Genomic DNA, 20,273 nt, shown 5'->3' on the forward strand with positions numbered 1-20,273 from the left:
TTATCAATAATTTATGGGCAAATAAATAACTTTCTTTGTTTCAAAGAATTGATTATTAAAAAAGTCACTTATTTCAAATACTTGAATTTTATTAAATACCTTGATTTCATCGTTAAAATTACCGCCTTTTAAATAGATTATTGCTTTTTCAGACTTTCCTTTTTTAAAAAGATGTTTTACCGAACTATAAAACGCAGGAAAGGCTGTTACTGCTCTGCCCGTGATATAATCAAACGAAGCTTTTAATTGAGTGCTTTTAATTTGTTTGGTTTTTATATTTCTCAATCCTAATGCATCTGCAATTTCTTGAGTTACTTTAACCTTTTTTGCAATAGAATCAATTAAAGTAAATTTTGTTTCGGGAAACATTATTGCCAAAGGAATTCCGGGAAACCCACCTCCTGTTCCCACATCTAATACATGAATGTTTTTTTTAAATGATTTAACTTTTGCAATTGCTAATGAATGCAAAATATGCCTTATAGTAAGGTTTTCAATATCTTTTCTTGAGATAACATTTATTTTGTTATTCCAATATTCGTATAATTCGGATAATTTAAGAAATTGAGAGTTTTGCAAAGAAGATATTTCCGGAAAATATGTTTTAACAATTTCAATGTCAGAATTTAATATCATGGATATTATGTTTTTTCAAGGTACTTAATAATAGTTCTCGTGAGCGATGAAGCCTTGCTTTTACTGTTCCGAGGGGCAAATCAAGTTTGTCGGAAATCTCACCGTATGTAAACTCCTCAAAATATCTGAGAACAATTATTCTTCTGTAATCAGGCGGTAATTTTTGAACAATACTTTTTAAAATTTTCTTTTGTTGGTTGCTTACAATCTCTTCTTCGGGGTTTAATGATTTTTCAGCAATTACAATCGGTTTATGGAAATCATTATCATAATTAAAACCTTTGTCTATATATACATTATTTACTTTTTTTTCGGCTGTACGCATAAAATCAATTCCGTGGTTTGTAGCAATACGAAACAACCAAGTGCTGAAGGCATAAACAGGTTTATATGTATTAATTTTTCGAAATGCTTTTTCAAATGTTTCAATTGTTAAATCCTCAGCATCTTCTTTTGAATTTACCATTTTAAGTAATAAATAATATAAAGATTCTCGGTAATAACCTAACAATTCGGCAAAAGCAGATTGGTCTCCGCTTTTTGCTTTCTCTATTAAAAGAAAGTCTCTTTTTGCCTTATCTGAAAAGTTACGTCCTATTTCCATTCTTTATTTTTAACAAAAAAATTGCTGCTAATCGCAAGAAAATTTATTATCGGAATTAAAGCATCAAATATAGGAATAAAAATTAAATTCTTCTTTTCTTTAAACATATCATAAAAAAATGAAAAGATAACAGTTTGAAAAAAAATCTTTAATATATACGGAATAACAACTATTTCAAAAGGAACTTTAACAATCAAAGCAATAATGAAAGCCGGAAAAAAAAATACTGATGACAAATATTCCGTTCCTAATAAAAACTTATGTGCTGTTTTATACTTAAAACCTGTTGATAAGTGCCTCCGTTTCTGAATAATAAATTCTTTTAATGTTTTTTTCGGAATTGACTTAGTAATTCCCTCATATTCACACACAATCGAAGTGTTTTTATTGTTTGCAGTTTCATTAATTAATAAGTCATCATCACCCGACATAATGTGTTTATGGGATTCAAATCCGTTATTATTAAAAAAAATTGATTTCCTGTATGCTAAATTTCGTCCTACTCCCATATACGGGAATCCTGCTTTTGCAAAAGACATGTATTTTAATGCAATAAACAATGTTTCAAATCTTATCATTTTGTTCAGAAAGCCTTCAGTCTCTTTATATGCACCGTAACCAAGTACAATATCTTTGTCTTCTGAAAACGGAAGCATCATTGTTTCAATCCACAAATCGGTTTCGGGATAACAGTCAGCATCAGTAAAAAGCAAATATTCGTATTTTGCTGCTTCGATACCTTTTTTTACTGCATTTTTTTTTCCTGAGCTTTCAGACTTGATTTCAATTATTTTCAGATGCTCATATTCATCTGAAAACGAATTTAATAATTCCGAAGACATATCTGATGAACCGTCATTTACAACAACTACTTCAAAAACCGGGTATTTTTGATTAAGAACTTTTGGTAAAAATTCTTTTAAATTATTATGCTCATTTTTAGCACAAATAATTACGGATACAGGTTTTTCACTATTATTATTTAAGCTGATTTTTGGTTTAATAAAAACACGCAAATAAAAAAATGCAAAATAAAATATTTGAATGCCGAAAGAAATCCAAAAAACAAGTATGATAATTTTCTCAAGCACTTTATTTATTTACAATATTTCAGTTCGGTTATTTTTAGATATTTTGATTTTCGCCTTTCCCGGAAAGTTTATTTTTTGAAGTTTCTTTGTACATTTTTCTGTTTTTAAAAATTTCAATTCCGGTAAATAATGCTTTTCTGAAAGAATCTGCCGAAGCAATACCTTCTCCTGCAATTTCAAATGCAGTTCCGTGAATGGGAGAAGTTCTTATAACCGGCAAACCGGCAGTATAATTTACACCGTTCTCAAAATCAATCGCTTTAAACGGTGCTAAACCTTGATCATGATACATTGCCAACACAGCATCAAACTTCAAATATGCTCCCGAACCGAAAAAGCCGTCGGCAGGATAAGGTCCCACAGCCATAATGCCTTCGTCACGAGCTTTATTAATTGCAGGTATAATAATTTCTTTTTCTTCACTTCCGATTACACCGTCGTCTCCGGCATGCGGATTTAATCCCAAGACAGCAATTTTTGCTTTTCTTATTGTAAAATCTTCAAGTAAAGATTTATTTAAAATTCTTAATTTCTTTAAAATATTTTCTTCTGTAATTAAAGACGAAATATCTCTAACAGGTACATGACCGGTTACAACTCCGATTTTCATTTTTTCACCGAGCATCAGCATTAAAACCTCATCAGTATTTGTTTTATTTTGTAAATATTCTGTATGCCCCGGAAAATTAAATTTTTCAGATTTTATACTTTTTTTATTAATCGGGGCGGTTAACAAAACATCTATTTTATGCTCAATCAAATCATTTACTGCTTTTTCTAATGCCAAATATGCTGCTTCACCCGATTCGGAAGTTGATTTTCCCAGTTCAATTCGTGTTTCTTCGTTTACACAATTTATAATATTGGGTCTTTTAGGGTTTGCACCCTCAGGACTTTTAATAATATTTAAACTGAAATTTTCAATATTAACAGCTTTTCTGTGATAAGCTGCTAATTTAGGAGAACCGTAAACAATAGGGATACAAAAATCATTTATTCTTTTATCAATAAGTGTTTTTATAATTATTTCATAACCAATACCGTTAATATCTCCGTGGGTTATTCCTACTTTTATTTTATTTTCAACTGTTTCCATTATTTCATCTTTTTTTTGAAAAATGTTTTATTTAATATTCTTCAGGAAGTCATATAGTAATCTTACGCCGAAGCCGCTGCCTCCTTCTGTTCTGTATGAACTTTTTTTACTTAATATTGAAGGTCCTGCAATATCAATATGTATCCAAGGATAATCAGTAAAATATTCTAAAAATTTTCCGGCAGTTATTGCTCCGGCTTCTTTGCCTCCTACATTTTTTATATCTGCGATGTTTGATTTCAACATCTCTTTGTATTCATCCCAAAAAGGAAATTTCACAACTCTTTCGTAAACATTTTCTCCGCTTAATATAAGTTTATTGAAAATATCGTCCGAAGCCGTTCCCATAATTACTGCAGCTTCCGTACCTACTGCAACTGCAGCAGAACCGGTCAATGTAGCAACATCCACAACAAGCCCAGGATTAAGACTTTGGGCGTAACTTAAAGCATCTGCCAGAATCAATCTTCCTTCAGCATCTGTATTTAAAACTTCTACAAATAACCCGTTGTGCATCTTTATAACATCTCCGGGAACATAAGCATCCGAATTTACCATATTATCCGTTGAAGGTATTAATGCAATAACACTTACAGGTAAATTATTTTTTGCAACAGCATACATTGCACCTATAACCGATGCTGCACCTGCCATATCCAACTTCATTAAATCCATTGAATTCTTTGTGGGTTTTAAACTATAGCCTCCTGAATCATAAACTAATCCTTTTCCGACTAAAACATAAGGTTTTGAATTTACGGCATTTTTCGGTTCCCATTTTAATACAGAAAAAGTCGGAGAAATATTACTGCCTTGATTAACAGCAAGTATTCCGCCCATTTTGTTCGCTTCAATTTCCTTTTTTTTAAACACTTCAACAACAAAACCTGCTTCTTTTCCTAATTCTTTAATTTTTTCGGATAAATCAACAGAATTTAAACCGGAATAAGGTTCATTTCCGAGATCTCTCGCATAAAATAAAGCATTTACAATTGTTTGCAATTCAAAAATTTGCTCAGAACTTATGTTTTCAGAAACAATGTTAATTTCTTTAAACGTTGAAACTTTCTTTTCTGCATCTTTAAAGTACTTCAAAAATTTATAATTGCTTAATGCCATTCCTTCGGCAAGAGCTAAAATCTTTTCGTAACTATGTCCGGAATCAATAATAGTAACTGAATCAATTTTATTTTTATTAAATATGCTTGTAAGTTTGCTGCCGACATTTCTTATCTTTTCTATATCGCAACTTATTATTTTATCATTCGGGTTAATAAAATAAAAAAAGCGACTGAAGTTATTCAACTCAATTATTTCTTTTTCTGATTCTCCGGAAATATAAGCTTGTTCTTTTTCATTAATTGAAAATTCGGTAAAATCTACATTTTCACCGGCAAAAACAACAGTTCCTGACGGTTTTATACTCTCTTTTGTTAAAAAATTAATCTTCATATATAATAAATGTATAAAATAAAACGTAAAATTATAAAAATAAGTAAATATGTATCAGTAAAAACAAATTTTAATTAAACATCTGCTGCAACAAGGCAAAATGATATATTGCAAACTTTTGCACGTATTTTGTGTTTAATAAGTTTAAATAATATTCAACCGACAAATGAAAAAAATTCTTCTCATATTTTTATTCAATATAAGTGTGCTTGTAATTTTCTCTCAGAATCACACTTTCGGAGAAGATGACAATTCTGAAAAAGAATATTTCTTTGCAATAAGATTAATGCCTAATCTAAACGGAAGCCTTATTCAATGTGCCGTTATGAAAAAAGATGCAAAACATCGTGAAGATATATTTTTTTTAACAGCAGACAGTTGGATAAGACAAGCTGCCGGTTTTGAAACCTCACCTGCTAATCCCGAAAAAGAAAATTTAATAGAAAAATATAACATTTTTGAAATACCCGCTAATGTGAAAAAAATTGGCAACAGCGAAATTACTCGCTATACTATAAAAAAAACTGAAGCAATTCTTAATAATCTATGGCGTTTAAAATATTCTGAGTTCCCTTATTATAATCCGGAAAAAAATAATGAAAAAGGTTGGGCAAAACATCCTGATATAAAAATTACTTGGCTTCCTTCCGAAGCTCAAATGCAAATTCTGAGAACTTTCGGGATTCAAGAGTTAAGCGACTTTTTTGTCGGAGAAAATGTATTTAATTTATTGAAAGAAGTCAGAAACAGAGACTGGCAAAACAGATATATTCAAAGTGCAGGAGTTTATTACGAAGAACCGGAAGGTGACAGCATTCCTAACAACTAACCCATCGTACTTATTTGTAAATCACGACTATTCGGTCTTATTTTAACAATTAATTAAAACCTGTTAATTGCTGTTAATAAAAGAAACAATAAAAAACCGTTTAATATTAATAAAAGTTATATTTTTGCATGATTATTCTTTAAAACAAATATTCAAAAAAACAAATAATGTCAAAAATTATAGCTTTAGCAAATCAGAAGGGCGGAGTAGGAAAAACTACTACTGCAATTAATTTAGCTGCAAGTCTTGCTGTTTTAGAAAAAAAAACCTTAATAGTTGATGTTGACCCGCAAGCAAATGCAACATCAGGAACCGGTTTTGATTTGAATGAAATTGAACAAGGCATATATGATTGCTTTATTGGAGGAGCTTCAGCAAAAGACGTAATACTAAAAACACAGATAGAAAATTTATATTTATTACCGTCTCATATTGATTTGGTCGGAGCAGAAATTGAAATGCTGGAAGAAGAGGACAGAGAATACATACTTGACAAAGTATTAAAAGAAATAAAAGATGATTATGATTATATATTAGTTGACTGCTCCCCTTCATTAGGTCTTTTAACATTAAACTCTCTTACTGCCTCAGATTCCGTAATTATACCCGTTCAATGTGAATATTTTGCATTAGAAGGGCTCGGTAAACTGTTGAATACAATCCAAATGATTCAAAAGAATATAAATAAAGAGTTAAGCATTGAAGGTTTTCTTTTAACAATGTATGATGCAAGACTTCGTTTATCTAACCATGTTGCCGAAGAAGTAAAAAAACATTTTGAAAGCATGGTTTTTGACACAATAATTCAACGAAACATTAAGCTAAGCGAAGCTCCGAGTTACGGTATGCCTGCAATACAATATGATGCAAACTCAAAAGGTTCAATAAATTATTTAAATTTAGCAAGAGAACTACTGGAAAGAAACAAAACAGCAAACTAAGAAAAAAAATATGGCAAAAAAAAGTCCCTTAGGAAAAGGTTTAGGAGCATTAATTGATAACTCAAGATTTGAAAAAAGAAGTGTTGATGAAGCTGTTTCAACAGGAGCAGTTGCAGAAATTGACATAAACAAAGTTGAATTAAATCCGTTCCAACCTCGTCAAGAATTTGACCCGGAAACATTAGAAGAACTTAAATCTTCCATAAAAAAACACGGAATAATTCAACCGATAACCGTAAGAAAATTAGAAAACGGAAACTTCCAACTTATTTCCGGTGAAAGAAGGTTAAGAGCATCAAAAGATGCAGGACTAAAAAACATAATTGCATTTATAAGAAAAGCCGATGATCAAGGAATGCTTGAAATGGCATTAATTGAAAATATTCAAAGAGAAGATTTAAATGCAGTTGAAATTGCTGTTTCATACCAAAGATTAATGGATGAATGTAATTTAACCCAAGATAAGCTTGGCGACAGAGTAGGAAAAAAAAGATCTACGATTACAAATTATTTACGTCTTCTTAAACTTCCTGCCGAAATTCAATTTGGTATTCAGAAAAAACTAATATCAATGGGACATGCCAGAGCATTAGTTAATATTGAAGATGGGGAAAAACAAGTTGAAACTTATGAGAAAATAATAAGTAACAAACTTTCGGTCAGGGAAACTGAAAATTTAATAAGAGAAATTAATTATCCTGTAAAAAAACAAACAAGTAAGACAACAAAAACTAAATTACCCAAAGAATTTGTAAAATTTAAAGATGAACTTTCCGATATTTTTAAAAGTAATGTAACAATAAAAAGAAATAATGCGGGAAGAGGAAGTATTAGCATACCGTTTACATCCGACGAAGCATTTAAAGAAATACAAAAAATCATTTCTAATATTAAATAATAATGGAAACTAAGTTTTTTTTCTTTCTTTTTTTATTTGCAAATTTCTTTATTCAAACTAATGCACAACAAGATACATCATTAATTGAACTCACAACCGACACAGTAGTTATTTCTGATATAATTAAACCCGAAAAAAAGCATAACCCGACAACAGCCATAATTTTTTCGGCAATATTACCGGGTGCAGGACAAGGATACAATAACCAATATTGGAAAATACCGCTTTTTTACAGTGCTTTAGGTACAACTGCTTTCTCATTCAATTATTTTAACAAACAATATCAGAAATACCTGGACGGATTAGTTGAACGCCAAAAACTAACAAACGGTGAGATTACTGAATCTGAATTAACAATTTTTACTCTTGAAATTGATGAAACAACAATAACCCAATACAAAGACAAATACAGAAGAAACAGAGACCTGTCAGCTTTAGTTTTTTTAGCCGTTTATGCTCTGAATATTATTGATGCAACCGTTTATGCACATCTTGCAGATTTTGACGTAAGTGATGATTTATCTTTAACAATACAACCGGAAGTTATTCCGTTATACACAATAAAAAATAAAAATACTGTCGGTTTAACTTTTAGATTAAGGTTTTAACGTAAAATTGTAATATTAAGAACATTATTTATGTTCCGGAACAAACTTTGCATTATTGATACAATATTTATATTCTAAAAAAAATATATGAAAACTTTATTTCTTTCAATACTTCTTTCAGTTCTTTTTATAGTTGCCGATGCACAAAAAAAAACCAATACAGAAGAACCCGAAGATTTTGATGCACTTGCACAACAAACAGAATACCTTGATTTATTGGTCAATAACTGGTATGTTAAAAGAAGTCAAAATAATAATGACAACACTACCGTAAAAACCAACCCTGCATTTATTACTGAAGAAACAGCAGATTCGGTTTATATTAAAAGACTTTTCAACTTACCGACTTTGATTCCTATTGCATATAACGATAAAGTTAAAAGGTGGATTGAATTTTACACAAAAAATACATCTTTCAGAAGAAATCTTTTAGGAATGACAGAATACTACTTACCGTTTTTTGAACAAGTTTTTGATAAATACGACCTTCCGCTTGAATTAAAATACATGTCAATTATCGAATCAGGATTAAACCCCAGAGCAAGATCTCGTTCCGGAGCTGTCGGGCTGTGGCAATTTATGTACCCGACCGGAAAAATGTACGGCTTAGAAATTAATTCTTATGTTGACGAAAGAATGGATATTTTAAAATCAACCGATGCAGCCGCAAGATACCTCAGAGATATGTATAAAATTTTCGGAGATTGGACACTTTCAATTGCTGCATATAACAGCGGAGCAGGAAATGTAAAAAAAGCAATAAGACGTTCGGGCGGAAAAACTAACTTCTGGGAAATATATCCTTATCTTCCTAAAGAAACAAGAGGCTATATACCTGCCTATATTGCAGCACTTTACACAACAAATTATTATGCAGAACACAACATCGTACCGAAAAAAATTGACATGACAATTGTTACAGATACAGTAATGATTAATAAAAAATTGCATCTTAAACAAGTTTCCGAGTTTCTGAAAATAGATTTTGATGAATTAACTTTATTGAATCCTCAATATAAAAAACAAATTATTCCGGGACATTACAAAGCATATCCCTTAAGACTTCCTTTTGATAAAGTAAGTGATTTTTTAACTTCGGAAGACGAAATATACAAATATAAAGACAGTTTATACTTAACAGATCAAGTTACTATTATTGAACCGTCAAAAGATGACAGACCGTATAAAAATTACAGTTATAATTACACACCGCCGAGCAAAAAAGGAAAGAAAAAACTATTTTATACCATAAAAGCAGGCGATACATACAGTAATATTGCCGAATGGTATGATGTTTCAAGCAGAGATTTACAATATTGGAACGGTATTAAAAGCAATAAACTCCAAATAGGACAAAAAATTGAAGTTTGGGTAAATGCAAGTAAATTTTCACATTATCAGAAAGTAAATTCAATGTCCAGGAAGAAAAAGGATGAAACTAATATCCCGTCTAACAGCAATAGCAATTCAAAAGTTAAAAAAACATTCACTAAGCCGGATAAAAGCAAACATATCACATACAAAATTAAATCAGGCGATAACCTTTGGACAATTGCAAAAAAATATCCGGGAGTATCTGCCGATAATATTAAAAAAATTAACGGTTTTACTGATGGTGATTTACGCTCATTAAAAATCGGTCAAGAAATTATTATCAAAAACAAATAAAATCTTCTCAATAAAATTGGCAGTAAAAAGTTTTTTTGCTGCCGGTTTCTTATGAATCTAAGCACAATGAATCCTAAAAAGATATTAATATTTATAACATCAATATTTTTTATCCTTTTGTTATTAACAATAATTATTCCTGCCGACGGAATTAAAATAACCGATAATTTTACCGTTAAATTTATTTCTTTTGAAGAACTCATTAACCCTTCTTCGCAAGAAAAAGTTGATATAAGTGATATTTTAGATGTTACAAATATTGATGACGAAGTTGACAGCTCAGCATTTGAAATTATTGAAGAAAATAAATACGATTCCGTAATGGTTGATTCTCATTACGTGTATTATGAGCCTGTTCCTATTCGTATAGATTCGGTTGTGAGGTATATAGAATTTCCGGATGCAACACATTCAAGTCTTAATCGTTTTTTTGAGATTCTTGCAAACGTAAAAAATGAAAACAAAATTGTAAGAATAATGCACTATGGTGACTCTCAGATAGAAACAGACAGGATTACAGATTATTTCAGATATAAATTACAAACACAATTCGGAGGTTTCGGTGCAGGTTTTGTCCCTGCCGTTAAAGCTTATGATTTTAAATCACCCATGATTCACAGCAAAAGCGGAGATTGGAAAAGATACACAGTTTACGGAAGAAAAGACACAACCGTAAAACACAGAAAATACGGTATGCTGGGAAATTTTGCTCGATTTACTCCGATTCTCGCAGATATACCGGATACAATTGTTAAAAACGAAAAGCTTGCCGCCAAAATAATACAACATGCAGAACTGACAATTTCGCAATCACCGTATTCTTTTAAACCCACAAAAAAATATCAACGATGCAAAATGTTCTACGGTAATAATAAATCTCCTTTTACCGTAAAAGTTTTTGCCGATGAACAGCAAATTGCCGAAGATGTATTAGATTCCACAAGCGACTATTCTGTTAAAACTTGGACATTTGAAACTGCACCCGAAAATTTAAAATTTGAATTTGATGCCGAAGACAGCCCCGATATTTACGGTTTTTCTTTAGAAGGATATTCAGGAATAAATGTTGATAACATCGGTATGCGAGGTTCGGGAGGATTGTTTTTTACACGAATGGATTTGAATATGCTGAGCCGAATGTATTCACAACTTAATACTAAACTTCTAATTTTACAATTCGGAGGAAACATAGTACCCGGACAAAGAGAAAAATACGGTTGGTACAGAAAAAGTTTTTCTCGCCAGTTACGAACAATTAAAAACATTGCTCCCGATATGACAATTCTTGTAATCGGTCTTGCCGATATGTCAAAAAAAGAAGACGATATTTATGTTACATACCCGAATATTCCTCTCATCAGAGATGCTTTAAAACAAGCAAGTTTTGAAAACAACTGTGCCTATTGGGATATGTATGAAGCAATGGGAGGAGAAAACTCAATGCCTTCATGGGTTTTTCACGACCCGCCTTTGGGAGAAAAAGATTTTATACATTTCACTCCGCAAGGTGCCCGTTATATTGCTAAAATGTTCTATAATGCATTTATGTATGAATATAACCGATATTTGAGAAAGAGGTAATTAAGAAGAAGCCTGTAAAATAATGAGAATTAAAACTGCCATATTGTTATATTTTATCTTTGGATTTATATTTTCTGTAAATGCCCAAGATTATTCTTATAAAAGTTACAACTTTATAAGATACGACAAAAATAAAATTGATTTCCCGGGCGACAGCTCTCAATTTGGAAACTTATTCTCAAAACTTGATAAAGTTATTAAAACAGGAGAAGGAAAAATTAATGTAATTCACATAGGAGGTTCACATATTCAAGCCGGAAGATACACAGAAGTTGTACGAAAGAAAATGCAAACATTTTTTCCGGGATTAAACGGCGGAAGAGGCTTATTATTTCCTTTCAGAATGGCAAAAACAAACGGACCGAAAAACTATTCAATATCATACACCGGCAATTGGGAAACATGCAGAAATGTAGAAAAAAAACAATGCAATTTAGGCATTACCGGAATATCAGCCTCAACAACCGAAAAAAATACAAGTATTTCAATTAAGTTTAAAGAAGATTATATTCATTATGATTTTAATAAAATTATTGTTTTTAATAAAATAAACGAAGCAACTTATAAAATTGAACCTGTTGAAATAAATTGTTTATATGAAATTAACGAATTTCCTGAAAAAGGATATACCGAAATAATTACCGAAGATTATTTACAAACAATTAAACTGAAATTTGTTCAAACAGATACGATTCAAAATAATTTTACATTATACGGTATTTATTTAGAAAATGATAATCCCGGGGTTGTATATAACGATGTCGGAATTAACGGAGCAAGCGTACCTTCCTTTTTAAAATGTAACTTACTGGAACAGCAAACAGAAGTTCTTAAACCCGATTTAGTTATTCTGTCACTCGGAACAAACGACACATATACTACAAATTTCCGCCCCGATTATTATAAAAATAATTACATGCAACTTATTAAAAGCATTAAAAAAGCCTCTCCTGAAACTGCAATTTTATTTACAGTGCCAAACGACAGCTATTATCGAAGAAAGAACCCTAACGAAAATACGGCAAAAGCCGAAGATGTTATGTATAAACTTGCCGAAGAACTCGGTTGCGGAGTTTGGGATTTCTATAAAATCATGGGAGGTTATAACTCAGCTTTTCTTTGGCATAAAGAAAAACTTATGCAAAATGATTTAATTCATTTCACAAAAAAAGGTTATCAAATTAAAGGCGATTTGCTTTTTAGTGCAATTTTGAAAGCTTACGGTAATCACATTGATTATATTAATAAATTATAGTTTTTATATTTGCAGCCGTTAATTTATGGATGACTTTTTAAGAAATATTTTCCTCTTTAATAAAGATGCTCCTTTAATCTTTACACGCTTCTATTTTTGGGCATTTTTTGCTGTTGTATTGGCATTATATTCTATTGTTTATAAGAAAGAAAAGCCTCGAAATGCTTATTTATTTCTTGTAAGTTTATTTTTCTATTACAAAACAAGCGGAATATTTTTTCTTTTATTAATATTTTCAACAATTGTCGATTTTTTTATAGGAAAAGCTATTTACAAATCAGATGTTAAGCTGAGGAGAAAACTTTTGGTTGCTTTAAGCGTAACGGTAAACCTTTCTGTTCTAGTTTATTATAAATATTCAGGTTTCTTTACGGAAAGCATTAATTACCTTTTCGGAATGCAGCTTGAACCGGTTGATTTGCTGGCAAAATGGACAAATCAATTTGCCGGAACACATTTTACGATTGATAAAATTATTCTTCCGGTAGGTATATCATTCTTTACATTTCAAACCATAAGTTACTCGATTGATATTTACCGAAAAAAACTAAAACCGGTTAACAGCATAATAGATTTCGGATTTTATGTTTCATTTTTCCCGCAATTAGTTGCGGGCCCAATTGTAAGAGCAGCTGAATTTATTCCGCAATTGTATAAAAAATACAGCATTACAAAAGCCGAATTCGGAATTGCAATTTTTATGATTTTAAACGGCTTACTGAAAAAACTTGTAGTTGCCGATTATATTGCCGTAAATTTTGTTGACCGTGTTTTCAGCAACCCTACAACATACGGAGGTTTTGAAAATCTTATGGCACTTTACGGATATTCTTTGCAAGTTTATGCCGATTTTTCCGGTTATACCGATGTTGCAATCGGTGTTGCTCTGCTGATGGGATTTCGCTTACCCGTTAACTTTAATTCGCCCTACAAAGCTTTGCATACAGGCGAATTTTGGAAACGTTGGCATATTTCATTATCAACTTGGCTCAAAGATTATTTATACATTCCGCTGGGAGGTAACCGCAGAGGTAAAGTAAGAACAAATTTTAATTTAATGCTGACTATGTTGCTCGGAGGATTGTGGCACGGAGCAAGTTGGCAATTTGTTATTTGGGGCGGTTTAAACGGAATTGGGCTGGTTGTTTATAAATATTGGAGACAAATAAGTCCGTTTAAAGACAGCAAAACTTGGGCAGTACGATTTTATGCCATATTTTTAACCTTTAATTTTATAACGGTAACACGTATTTGGTTCAGAGCCGAAACTATGCAAGCTGCAAACAGCATTATGCACCAAATTACAACTGCATTTAAATTTTCGCAAATAGGAGAAGTTATTATTGCATATAAAAATATTTTTGGAGTAATGCTTGTTGCAATGATTATTCACTGGTTGCCGGTTAAAGTAAAAAACGTTTATAAAAACATTTTTATAAATTCGCCGCAATGGGCAAAAGCAACCGTTGTTGTTTTAGCGGTATTACTAATTTGGCAAGCTCGAACTGCTGATTTACAGCCCTTTATATATTTTCAATTTTAAATGATTTAAGATGCCTTCTGACGAAAATAACAACTTACCCGACAAACTTATTTACACAAAAGAAGTTATTGAATTTGTTACCGTTGCAAATGAATATTGTTTGCTTATTGAAAGTTTAAACGTTCTTACACGAGAACAGTTTATTGAACAAGCATATAAATTATTGACTTTACTTCATTTAAAAGCTGTTATTTTACCAAAACCGAAAAACATAATAAATGCCGAAACTGAAACCTTTATAACGGAAGCCGATTGGCATTTTATTGATACCGGAATTTCGACAAAACTCGGCAGCCTTGAAACATTTAATGATTTAATTGAACCTGCAACACCCGATAGTCCGGTAAATATAAGTTTATCGGAATGTTTAACGGATACTTACCAAGATTTAAAAGATTTTACGCAATTATACCAATTCGGAAACGAAGAAGCAATAACTGAAGGGCTTTGGGAATGTAAAAATAATTTTGAGCAAATATGGGGTTCTCGAATTATTATTGTTCTGAAAGAATTTCATAATTTATTATACGGGAACATTGATTTAGCAACCGAAGAAAATAAAGATAAAACTGAAATTCAAAAAGGCGATTCAAAAAATTGGCTTGATGAGATTTTTGAAAATTAAATTTTTTGTTCCTTCTTGTTTCCGTTAGTCTGTTTTAGTTCTTACAACCCTGAAACCGACATACAAATTCTTTTTATCTTCTTCCAAAAATGAGCGTCTCGTAATTTCAATATGTATCATTTTATCTCTTCTGGAACCGCCTCTGAAAACACGCTTAGAACCCACATCAAGTCCTTTGGGATTTATTGAATCAGATTTTGCATAATAATTCTCACCGTAATAATCCCAACACCATTCTGCAATATTCCCGGTCATATCATATAAACCGAGTTCGTTAGGCAGCAGTTCCCCTGATTTATGCTCAAGCCCTTTATAAGTATCACTGAACCAGGCAACTAAAAAAGGGCTATTACTTCCGCTGAATCTGTAATCTTTTGAGCGATGCCCGCCTTTTGCGGCATACTCCCACTCAGCTTCTGTAGGTAATCTGTAACCGTTCGAATTAAAATTACAAGTTACCTTAAAAATACCTTCTTTTTTGTTTCTTTCAATATCGTAGGCTTTATCGAAACCGTCTCTTCTGCTCAACCAATTACACATCATTACAGCTCTTTGCCAAGTTATATTTGATGCAGGAAATTCAGTCATTCCGTATGGTTCACTGTATCCTGCAACATTGCAAAAAGCAGAATAATCATCGTAACCTATTTCATATTGAGAAATATAAAAGTCACTTAAGGTAACTTCATGCTTTGGGCTTTCGTCTTTAAACAAATCATTATCGGAACCCATTTCAAAAGTTCCGCCTTTTACGGAAACCATTTTTATTTCCTTTTGAGAAAAACTTATACCTGTAATCAGTATTGAAATAATAATTAATCCTGTTCTAAAAAGCTTATTCATGTTATGATTCTGTCAATTTTATGTAATTAATACAAATTCCTTGCCTTAAAATTATTTTTTATCATTTTTAAACTTCCTTTATTAAAAACTTTTTCATATTTATTCTGTTCCTTAATATCATTAAAATATTTTTGGGAAATTCTTTCTCCTGTTTGTTTATTTACATAAAACATCATCGGCTCTTTTTTTTCTTTGCTTACAAAACCTAAGTTTTTAAATGCTTCTCCCCCGCCCCAATCTAAATCAATATAGGTCATTACAGTATCGGGCTGATAATCTTTAATATATGCAGATAAAAGTTTATCAAATCCTCCTACAACGGTACAGTAATTTTTATTGCAAAATCTTAGTAATTCAACAGAACGACTTCCGTTTTGAAATCGTCTTTGCCCCGCAAAAGTGATTATACCGTACAAGCGATTTTTGTAAAATAAGCCGTATTTTACTTTGGATTTTACGGAGCCGTATAAATGATTTTCTTTAAGAAATAAATTTGCAACAGGTTTGTCAATTTTCTTAACTGTGCATTCCCTTGCATAAACTCTCGTGCTTAATTTTAAAATTGAAATAATCTTGCTTTTTACTATTTCAGGATTTTTAATCCACCAATCTTCATATACAATAAATTTGTTGTTTGTTTTGTCGGCTTTTGGGTATTTTTCATAAGGTAAAAAAATGAACTTTTCTTTTACGGATAAATTCAAATTATTTTCAGAAATAATCAAATCAAGAAAATCTGTAAATTCATTTATTGTTTCCAACTTTTAACTTTCTACTTTTAACTATTGACTTTCTACTTAAGTATAAGTAATTTTTCATATTTTTCGGCAATATCTCCGGTTGATGAACGAAGTTTTACTCTGTAAACATAAACTCCTCTTCCTATTCTGTTACCGAAATCGTCGGTTCCGTCCCAAGGATAAGGTCCTGCTCTGTATCCGTCAGCCAAAAAGCTTGATTCGATTGTTTTTACTAACTTTCCGGAAACGGTAAAAATTTGTATCAGAACGTCAATGTCGGTTCCGGCTTGATTGTGTTCAAAATAAAAATCGGTGTGCGTGGTAAACGGATTGGGATAATTAAGTAATCTGTCAATTGTTAAATTACCTGCTTCAATAACCAAAAATTCAATATATTCTTCAGAAGAATTATTATAAACATCCCAAGCTTTAAACTTTAGTGTGTGCTCTCCCTGTTCCAAATTAAATAAGAAATGTTCGAGCGAACCGCTTTTATATGTATCTTCATCGGCTCTGTAATCATCATTCATTACAATAATATTTTGAATGTCGTCATCCAAAATGCCCGTAATATCATGTCCTATTCCTCCGGAAGCGGTGTTTATTCCGTGTTCATCAAAAAGTTTTGCATAAATTCTCGGATTAACATCTGTCATTCCGCCCGAAACAAAATTTTCGTCATTCATATATAAACTGATTTCGGGTCCTGTATTATCTTCTTCATAATCATCGGAAATATCGCCTGCCAAAAAATCAAACGAATAACCTTTTGCATCAATTGTACCGTTATGAGCATAATAACTTACTTTTCCGGTATCAACATTGAGGGCAATATCTTTCGGGACAATAAATTCAAAGTCGAAATCTCCGTTTGTAATACTTGCGGCACCTTTATAAACTGTATTATCTCTTGTTTCATAAGTGTATGCACCTATTCCGTTATTATCTTGAGTTGTAACTGTTCTTATTTTGTCGTAAACTGTCGGATAAACTATACCGTTAAAATTAGTGAGTTTATTACCGTTTTTATCTTGTAATTCGCCTGAAAAAGATGCAAGACTTAGAGCTTTTAAAGTATCAATTTCAGAAACGGGATGTCCGTTTATTGTTTTTGTAATTACTTTATTTTCTGCTGCAAATCCGAGATGCAGTGCAGGATCTCCCATTAAAAAGAAAATTAAGTTGTTATCATGGTCTTGATTAACTTTTGTTATTCTGATAATATCTCCGAGACAATATCTTTCACCGGACTCAAAACTTCCGAACATATTCTTATACAGTTCTTTTGTTAATTGACCGTTTGAGCTTATCCAAGCAATTCTTGCTGTTGTGAACAGGGCAATTGCTCCGCCTTCGGGGTTTAAAAACACTCTTTCTCCTGCTGATGTGAACTTATAATCGTCAAATCTTGTAAACTCACAAGTAGCTGTTACAAATAACGGTAATTTATCAAAATTCTTCCAGTCATTAATTTCGCTTATGGTAACAATTCTTTCATGGGCAAGACCGTTTTCACCTCCGTGCCCGACATAATTTACCAACAAAGTTCCTTTTTGTATTCTGTTTGTAATTGCCTTGTTAACATCAGGGTATCTTTCACCGCCGGATTCGGTATATTGGGTATATGCATCAAAATATATTTTTTCAATATTAAATACGGGAAAAGCAGTATCGACATAATTTGTTAGTGCCTCAGTTTGTATCATATGAATATTTGCATCCTCGTCATCAGCAATAAAACATAATTGGTTTCTCCAATCACTGAAAGTTTCAGCATTGACATATCGTTTAATTTTTGCAATATGTTCACTTGCCTCTTGAACGGAAGTAACAGGAATACGTCCTATGCCGATATCCAAAAGACCTTCAGGTCTTGTTCCGACATCCCCCTCATTATCATCCAAATAACCAAAAAAATCATCGGTTACATCAGAATTTCCGAGACCTTCGGAAAACTCTTGTTGATAGGTTATCATAAAATTTCCGTTTATTCCTTCGCCGGATTTGTTATCATAAGAGCCGTCACCAAACAACAACAGATATTTTAATTTATGTTCGGGCGATTTGTCATATACCATTTTTACATAATCTCTTATTGCTGAAAAATCGGGAGCTCCTGATGAAAACTCATTATAAACCTGCTGTTGTGTTACAACTTTTATCGACATATTATCCATTGTTTCATGCAAATCTTTTAATTCATTTGCTTGCGGTAAAAAATCCGGATAAGAAATAATTATCATGTCTGTATTGCCTGAAGTTGCATGCAGGTTTTGATTTTCAACATCTTTAACATCATTTAAGTCTGGTTTCAAAAAAACGGTTTTATCAAAAGCTGTAAATTCTTTTAAATTTGAGCTTTCAAGTTTAAAACTTTGAGAATTACCTTGTACTGTGGCATTTACCCTTCTCGGTTTAGTTTTATCTGTAATATCCCAAATAGTAACGGAACTTCCGGCATTACTTATATTATATCTTGTAACATTTCCCGCTCCGTATGTTTCGGAACTTCGAAACGACATCTGCCCGCTTGTAAATCTCAACTCACTTTCAGCGTTAATGAAAAAATAATCTAACCAAGATTGTGTTGCAGGGGAAGTACTGCTAAAATTAATATTAACCGTAATATTATCAGAATTTCCGGTATTAAAATCAAATACGGTTGATGATCTGTCGGCTAAATCATAATCAAAAAAATTACTGAAATTAATATTTTGAGATGTACCGTTTACACTTACGTCAAAATATGAACTTGAAGATGTCGAAGCTGCAAAAACATTAATTTTTGCATTCTGATTATTAAGCAAGTTAGGTAATAATAATGTAAAACTCTGACTATTGTCTATATCAAAAGATTCTCCGTATAATCTTCTGCCGGTTTCGGCAATATTATATAAATCCTTCTCATGCACGGCATAAGATGAATAACTGTTTACATTATGTGTTTCCGGCAAAGAAGATTGATTTTCTATTTTTATAGTATTATTATATCCGGTATTTACATCCGAAGTTAAAAAATAATAAGAGTAATCTGAATAATAATGATTTACGGGTTCAAAAATGTTTTCCGATTCATTATAGTCCCAACGATCAGGTCCTTGTGCATAAAAAATAACCGAATTATTTTCTTTTAAAATGTCGTTTTCAACCAAATCATCCGGGCGTTCGTCTCCGGCAATCATCGGTAACCATCCTGTTGCATTTCCGAATATTCTTACATTTTCAGGATTAGTAATACCTATATTTTGCAACTCATCGTATGTTAATTTATAGATTCCGCTTTCCTGTATTTTTATTCGCTTCCATGTTCCCGAACTCAATATTGAATTATCGGCATATATTTTTTTGGCTTTATTATATTTTAATGTTTGCTTTACAACTTTCAAATCAAAGCCGACTATTTTTTCATACAACCCTGTTGTTTTATTTTTTCTGACAGCAGAAAAATTATACTTTATATAAGGTACTCCTCTTGCAAAAAACATTTTTGACTTAAATTCAAAATCATTTGATAACTTTTCAAGATATTTTACACCTGTTAATTCCTCGTTTGACAAAGCAATAAATTTAATGTTTTCAGGTTTTAAAGAATAGCTATAGTTTCCGTTGTAGTATTTATCAATATTTATTTTGTTTCCGTAATAAGGCAACATATTTTTATCATATAATATATTATCAAAATCAAGTAAAGTATAGCTGTTAGTTGAGTCGATTATTTGCTTATTCTTTTTCCAGTTAATTTTTTCGGAAAAAGTTTGAGAAAACACAGAATTATTAACAATAACAAAAGGTATTATTAATAATATCACTAATTTTATATTCTTTATAATCATTTTCAGATGTTTGTTTTGTCAAAAAAAGGC

17 protein-coding genes are annotated in these 20,273 nt (G+C 31.5%); 9 read left to right on the plus strand and 8 right to left on the minus strand.

Annotated elements, in window-relative coordinates; genetic code table 11:
* Positions 1-3: 3 nt before the first annotated feature.
* Genes rsmG through L3J35_02645 form a run of 5 tightly spaced genes read right to left on the minus strand, consistent with a single transcriptional unit; the run spans position 4 to position 4,879 of the window.
* Complete coding sequence (gene rsmG / locus L3J35_02625; GenBank protein ID MCF6365075.1) at positions 4-636, minus strand: 16S rRNA (guanine(527)-N(7))-methyltransferase RsmG; 633 nt, start codon at positions 634-636, stop codon at positions 4-6.
* Positions 620-1,240, minus strand: a complete 621-nt coding sequence (locus L3J35_02630; GenBank protein ID MCF6365076.1) for a sigma-70 family RNA polymerase sigma factor — start codon at positions 1,238-1,240, stop codon at positions 620-622. Before L3J35_02630 ends, rsmG begins: the two co-directional genes overlap by 17 nt.
* Positions 1,231-2,331, minus strand: a complete 1,101-nt coding sequence (locus L3J35_02635) for a glycosyltransferase (GenBank protein MCF6365077.1) — start codon at positions 2,329-2,331, stop codon at positions 1,231-1,233. Before L3J35_02635 ends, L3J35_02630 begins: the two co-directional genes overlap by 10 nt.
* A gap of 34 nt (positions 2,332-2,365) precedes the next feature.
* Complete coding sequence (pdxA, locus tag L3J35_02640; protein ID MCF6365078.1) at positions 2,366-3,427, minus strand: 4-hydroxythreonine-4-phosphate dehydrogenase PdxA; 1,062 nt, start codon at positions 3,425-3,427, stop codon at positions 2,366-2,368.
* Between the two features lie 27 nt (positions 3,428-3,454).
* Positions 3,455-4,879, minus strand: coding sequence for a leucyl aminopeptidase (locus L3J35_02645; GenBank protein MCF6365079.1), 1,425 nt, complete (start codon positions 4,877-4,879; stop codon positions 3,455-3,457).
* A gap of 166 nt (positions 4,880-5,045) precedes the next feature.
* Between L3J35_02645 and L3J35_02650 the strand changes: the two genes are divergently transcribed.
* The 9 genes from L3J35_02650 to L3J35_02690 all read left to right on the plus strand — a co-directional run bounded on the left by L3J35_02650 (position 5,046) and on the right by L3J35_02690 (position 14,827).
* Complete coding sequence (locus tag L3J35_02650; protein MCF6365080.1) at positions 5,046-5,708, plus strand: hypothetical protein; 663 nt, start codon at positions 5,046-5,048, stop codon at positions 5,706-5,708.
* Positions 5,709-5,875: 167 nt separating this feature from the next.
* The gene (locus L3J35_02655; GenBank protein MCF6365081.1) at positions 5,876-6,649 is read left to right on the plus strand and encodes an AAA family ATPase; all 774 of its coding nucleotides are present in this window, start codon (positions 5,876-5,878) and stop codon (positions 6,647-6,649) included.
* Positions 6,650-6,659: 10 nt separating this feature from the next.
* Complete coding sequence (locus tag L3J35_02660) at positions 6,660-7,547, plus strand: ParB/RepB/Spo0J family partition protein (GenBank protein MCF6365082.1); 888 nt, start codon at positions 6,660-6,662, stop codon at positions 7,545-7,547.
* 2 nt (positions 7,548-7,549) lie between these two features.
* Positions 7,550-8,155, plus strand: a complete 606-nt coding sequence (locus tag L3J35_02665) for a DUF5683 domain-containing protein (protein MCF6365083.1) — start codon at positions 7,550-7,552, stop codon at positions 8,153-8,155.
* A gap of 87 nt (positions 8,156-8,242) precedes the next feature.
* Positions 8,243-9,823, plus strand: coding sequence for a transglycosylase SLT domain-containing protein (locus L3J35_02670; protein ID MCF6365084.1), 1,581 nt, complete (start codon positions 8,243-8,245; stop codon positions 9,821-9,823).
* 66 nt (positions 9,824-9,889) lie between these two features.
* Positions 9,890-11,404: a GDSL-type esterase/lipase family protein gene (locus L3J35_02675; GenBank protein ID MCF6365085.1), complete on the plus strand. Its 1,515-nt coding sequence runs from the start codon at positions 9,890-9,892 to the stop codon at positions 11,402-11,404.
* A gap of 22 nt (positions 11,405-11,426) precedes the next feature.
* Complete coding sequence (locus L3J35_02680; protein ID MCF6365086.1) at positions 11,427-12,659, plus strand: GDSL-type esterase/lipase family protein; 1,233 nt, start codon at positions 11,427-11,429, stop codon at positions 12,657-12,659.
* A 25-nt stretch (positions 12,660-12,684) separates the two neighbouring features.
* Entirely contained in the window at positions 12,685-14,202 is a 1,518-nt protein-coding gene (locus L3J35_02685; protein MCF6365087.1) for an MBOAT family protein, read from the plus strand.
* Between the two features lie 10 nt (positions 14,203-14,212).
* On the plus strand, positions 14,213-14,827 hold the full coding sequence (locus tag L3J35_02690) for a DUF5063 domain-containing protein (GenBank protein MCF6365088.1): 615 nt from the start codon (positions 14,213-14,215) through the stop codon (positions 14,825-14,827).
* Positions 14,828-14,851: 24 nt separating this feature from the next.
* Here L3J35_02690 and L3J35_02695 read toward each other — a convergent pair whose 3' ends face one another.
* From L3J35_02695 to porU, 3 genes are read right to left on the minus strand one after another with little or no spacing between them, the layout of a single operon-like run.
* Complete coding sequence (locus L3J35_02695) at positions 14,852-15,670, minus strand: formylglycine-generating enzyme family protein (protein ID MCF6365089.1); 819 nt, start codon at positions 15,668-15,670, stop codon at positions 14,852-14,854.
* 26 nt (positions 15,671-15,696) lie between these two features.
* Positions 15,697-16,431 (minus strand): hypothetical protein, encoded by a 735-nt coding sequence (locus L3J35_02700; protein ID MCF6365090.1) that lies wholly within the window; start codon positions 16,429-16,431, stop codon positions 15,697-15,699.
* Positions 16,432-16,463: 32 nt separating this feature from the next.
* On the minus strand, positions 16,464-20,243 hold the full coding sequence (porU, locus tag L3J35_02705) for a type IX secretion system sortase PorU (GenBank protein MCF6365091.1): 3,780 nt from the start codon (positions 20,241-20,243) through the stop codon (positions 16,464-16,466).
* Between the last annotated feature and the right edge of the window lie 30 nt (positions 20,244-20,273).

Source organism: Bacteroidales bacterium (genome assembly GCA_021648725.1).
Lineage (GTDB): Bacteria > Bacteroidota > Bacteroidia > Bacteroidales > JAADGE01 > JAADGE01.

Bases quoted from the DNA above. Each gene is read 5' to 3' on its own strand.
- L3J35_02670 (MCF6365084.1), top strand. From the start codon at position 8,243: ATGAAAACTTTATTTCTTTCAATACTTCTTTCAGTTCTTTTTATAGTT.
- L3J35_02690 (MCF6365088.1), top strand. From the start codon at position 14,213: ATGCCTTCTGACGAAAATAACAACTTACCCGACAAACTTATTTACACA.
- L3J35_02665 (MCF6365083.1), top strand. From the start codon at position 7,550: ATGGAAACTAAGTTTTTTTTCTTTCTTTTTTTATTTGCAAATTTCTTT.
- L3J35_02630 (MCF6365076.1), bottom strand. From the start codon at position 1,240: ATGGAAATAGGACGTAACTTTTCAGATAAGGCAAAAAGAGACTTTCTT.
- L3J35_02680 (MCF6365086.1), top strand. From the start codon at position 11,427: ATGAGAATTAAAACTGCCATATTGTTATATTTTATCTTTGGATTTATA.
- L3J35_02655 (MCF6365081.1), top strand. From the start codon at position 5,876: ATGTCAAAAATTATAGCTTTAGCAAATCAGAAGGGCGGAGTAGGAAAA.
- porU (MCF6365091.1), bottom strand. From the start codon at position 20,243: ATGATTATAAAGAATATAAAATTAGTGATATTATTAATAATACCTTTT.
- L3J35_02695 (MCF6365089.1), bottom strand. From the start codon at position 15,670: ATGAATAAGCTTTTTAGAACAGGATTAATTATTATTTCAATACTGATT.
- rsmG (MCF6365075.1), bottom strand. From the start codon at position 636: ATGATATTAAATTCTGACATTGAAATTGTTAAAACATATTTTCCGGAA.
- L3J35_02650 (MCF6365080.1), top strand. From the start codon at position 5,046: ATGAAAAAAATTCTTCTCATATTTTTATTCAATATAAGTGTGCTTGTA.
- L3J35_02645 (MCF6365079.1), bottom strand. From the start codon at position 4,879: ATGAAGATTAATTTTTTAACAAAAGAGAGTATAAAACCGTCAGGAACT.
- L3J35_02660 (MCF6365082.1), top strand. From the start codon at position 6,660: ATGGCAAAAAAAAGTCCCTTAGGAAAAGGTTTAGGAGCATTAATTGAT.
- L3J35_02675 (MCF6365085.1), top strand. From the start codon at position 9,890: ATGAATCCTAAAAAGATATTAATATTTATAACATCAATATTTTTTATC.
- L3J35_02685 (MCF6365087.1), top strand. From the start codon at position 12,685: ATGGATGACTTTTTAAGAAATATTTTCCTCTTTAATAAAGATGCTCCT.
- pdxA (MCF6365078.1), bottom strand. From the start codon at position 3,427: ATGGAAACAGTTGAAAATAAAATAAAAGTAGGAATAACCCACGGAGAT.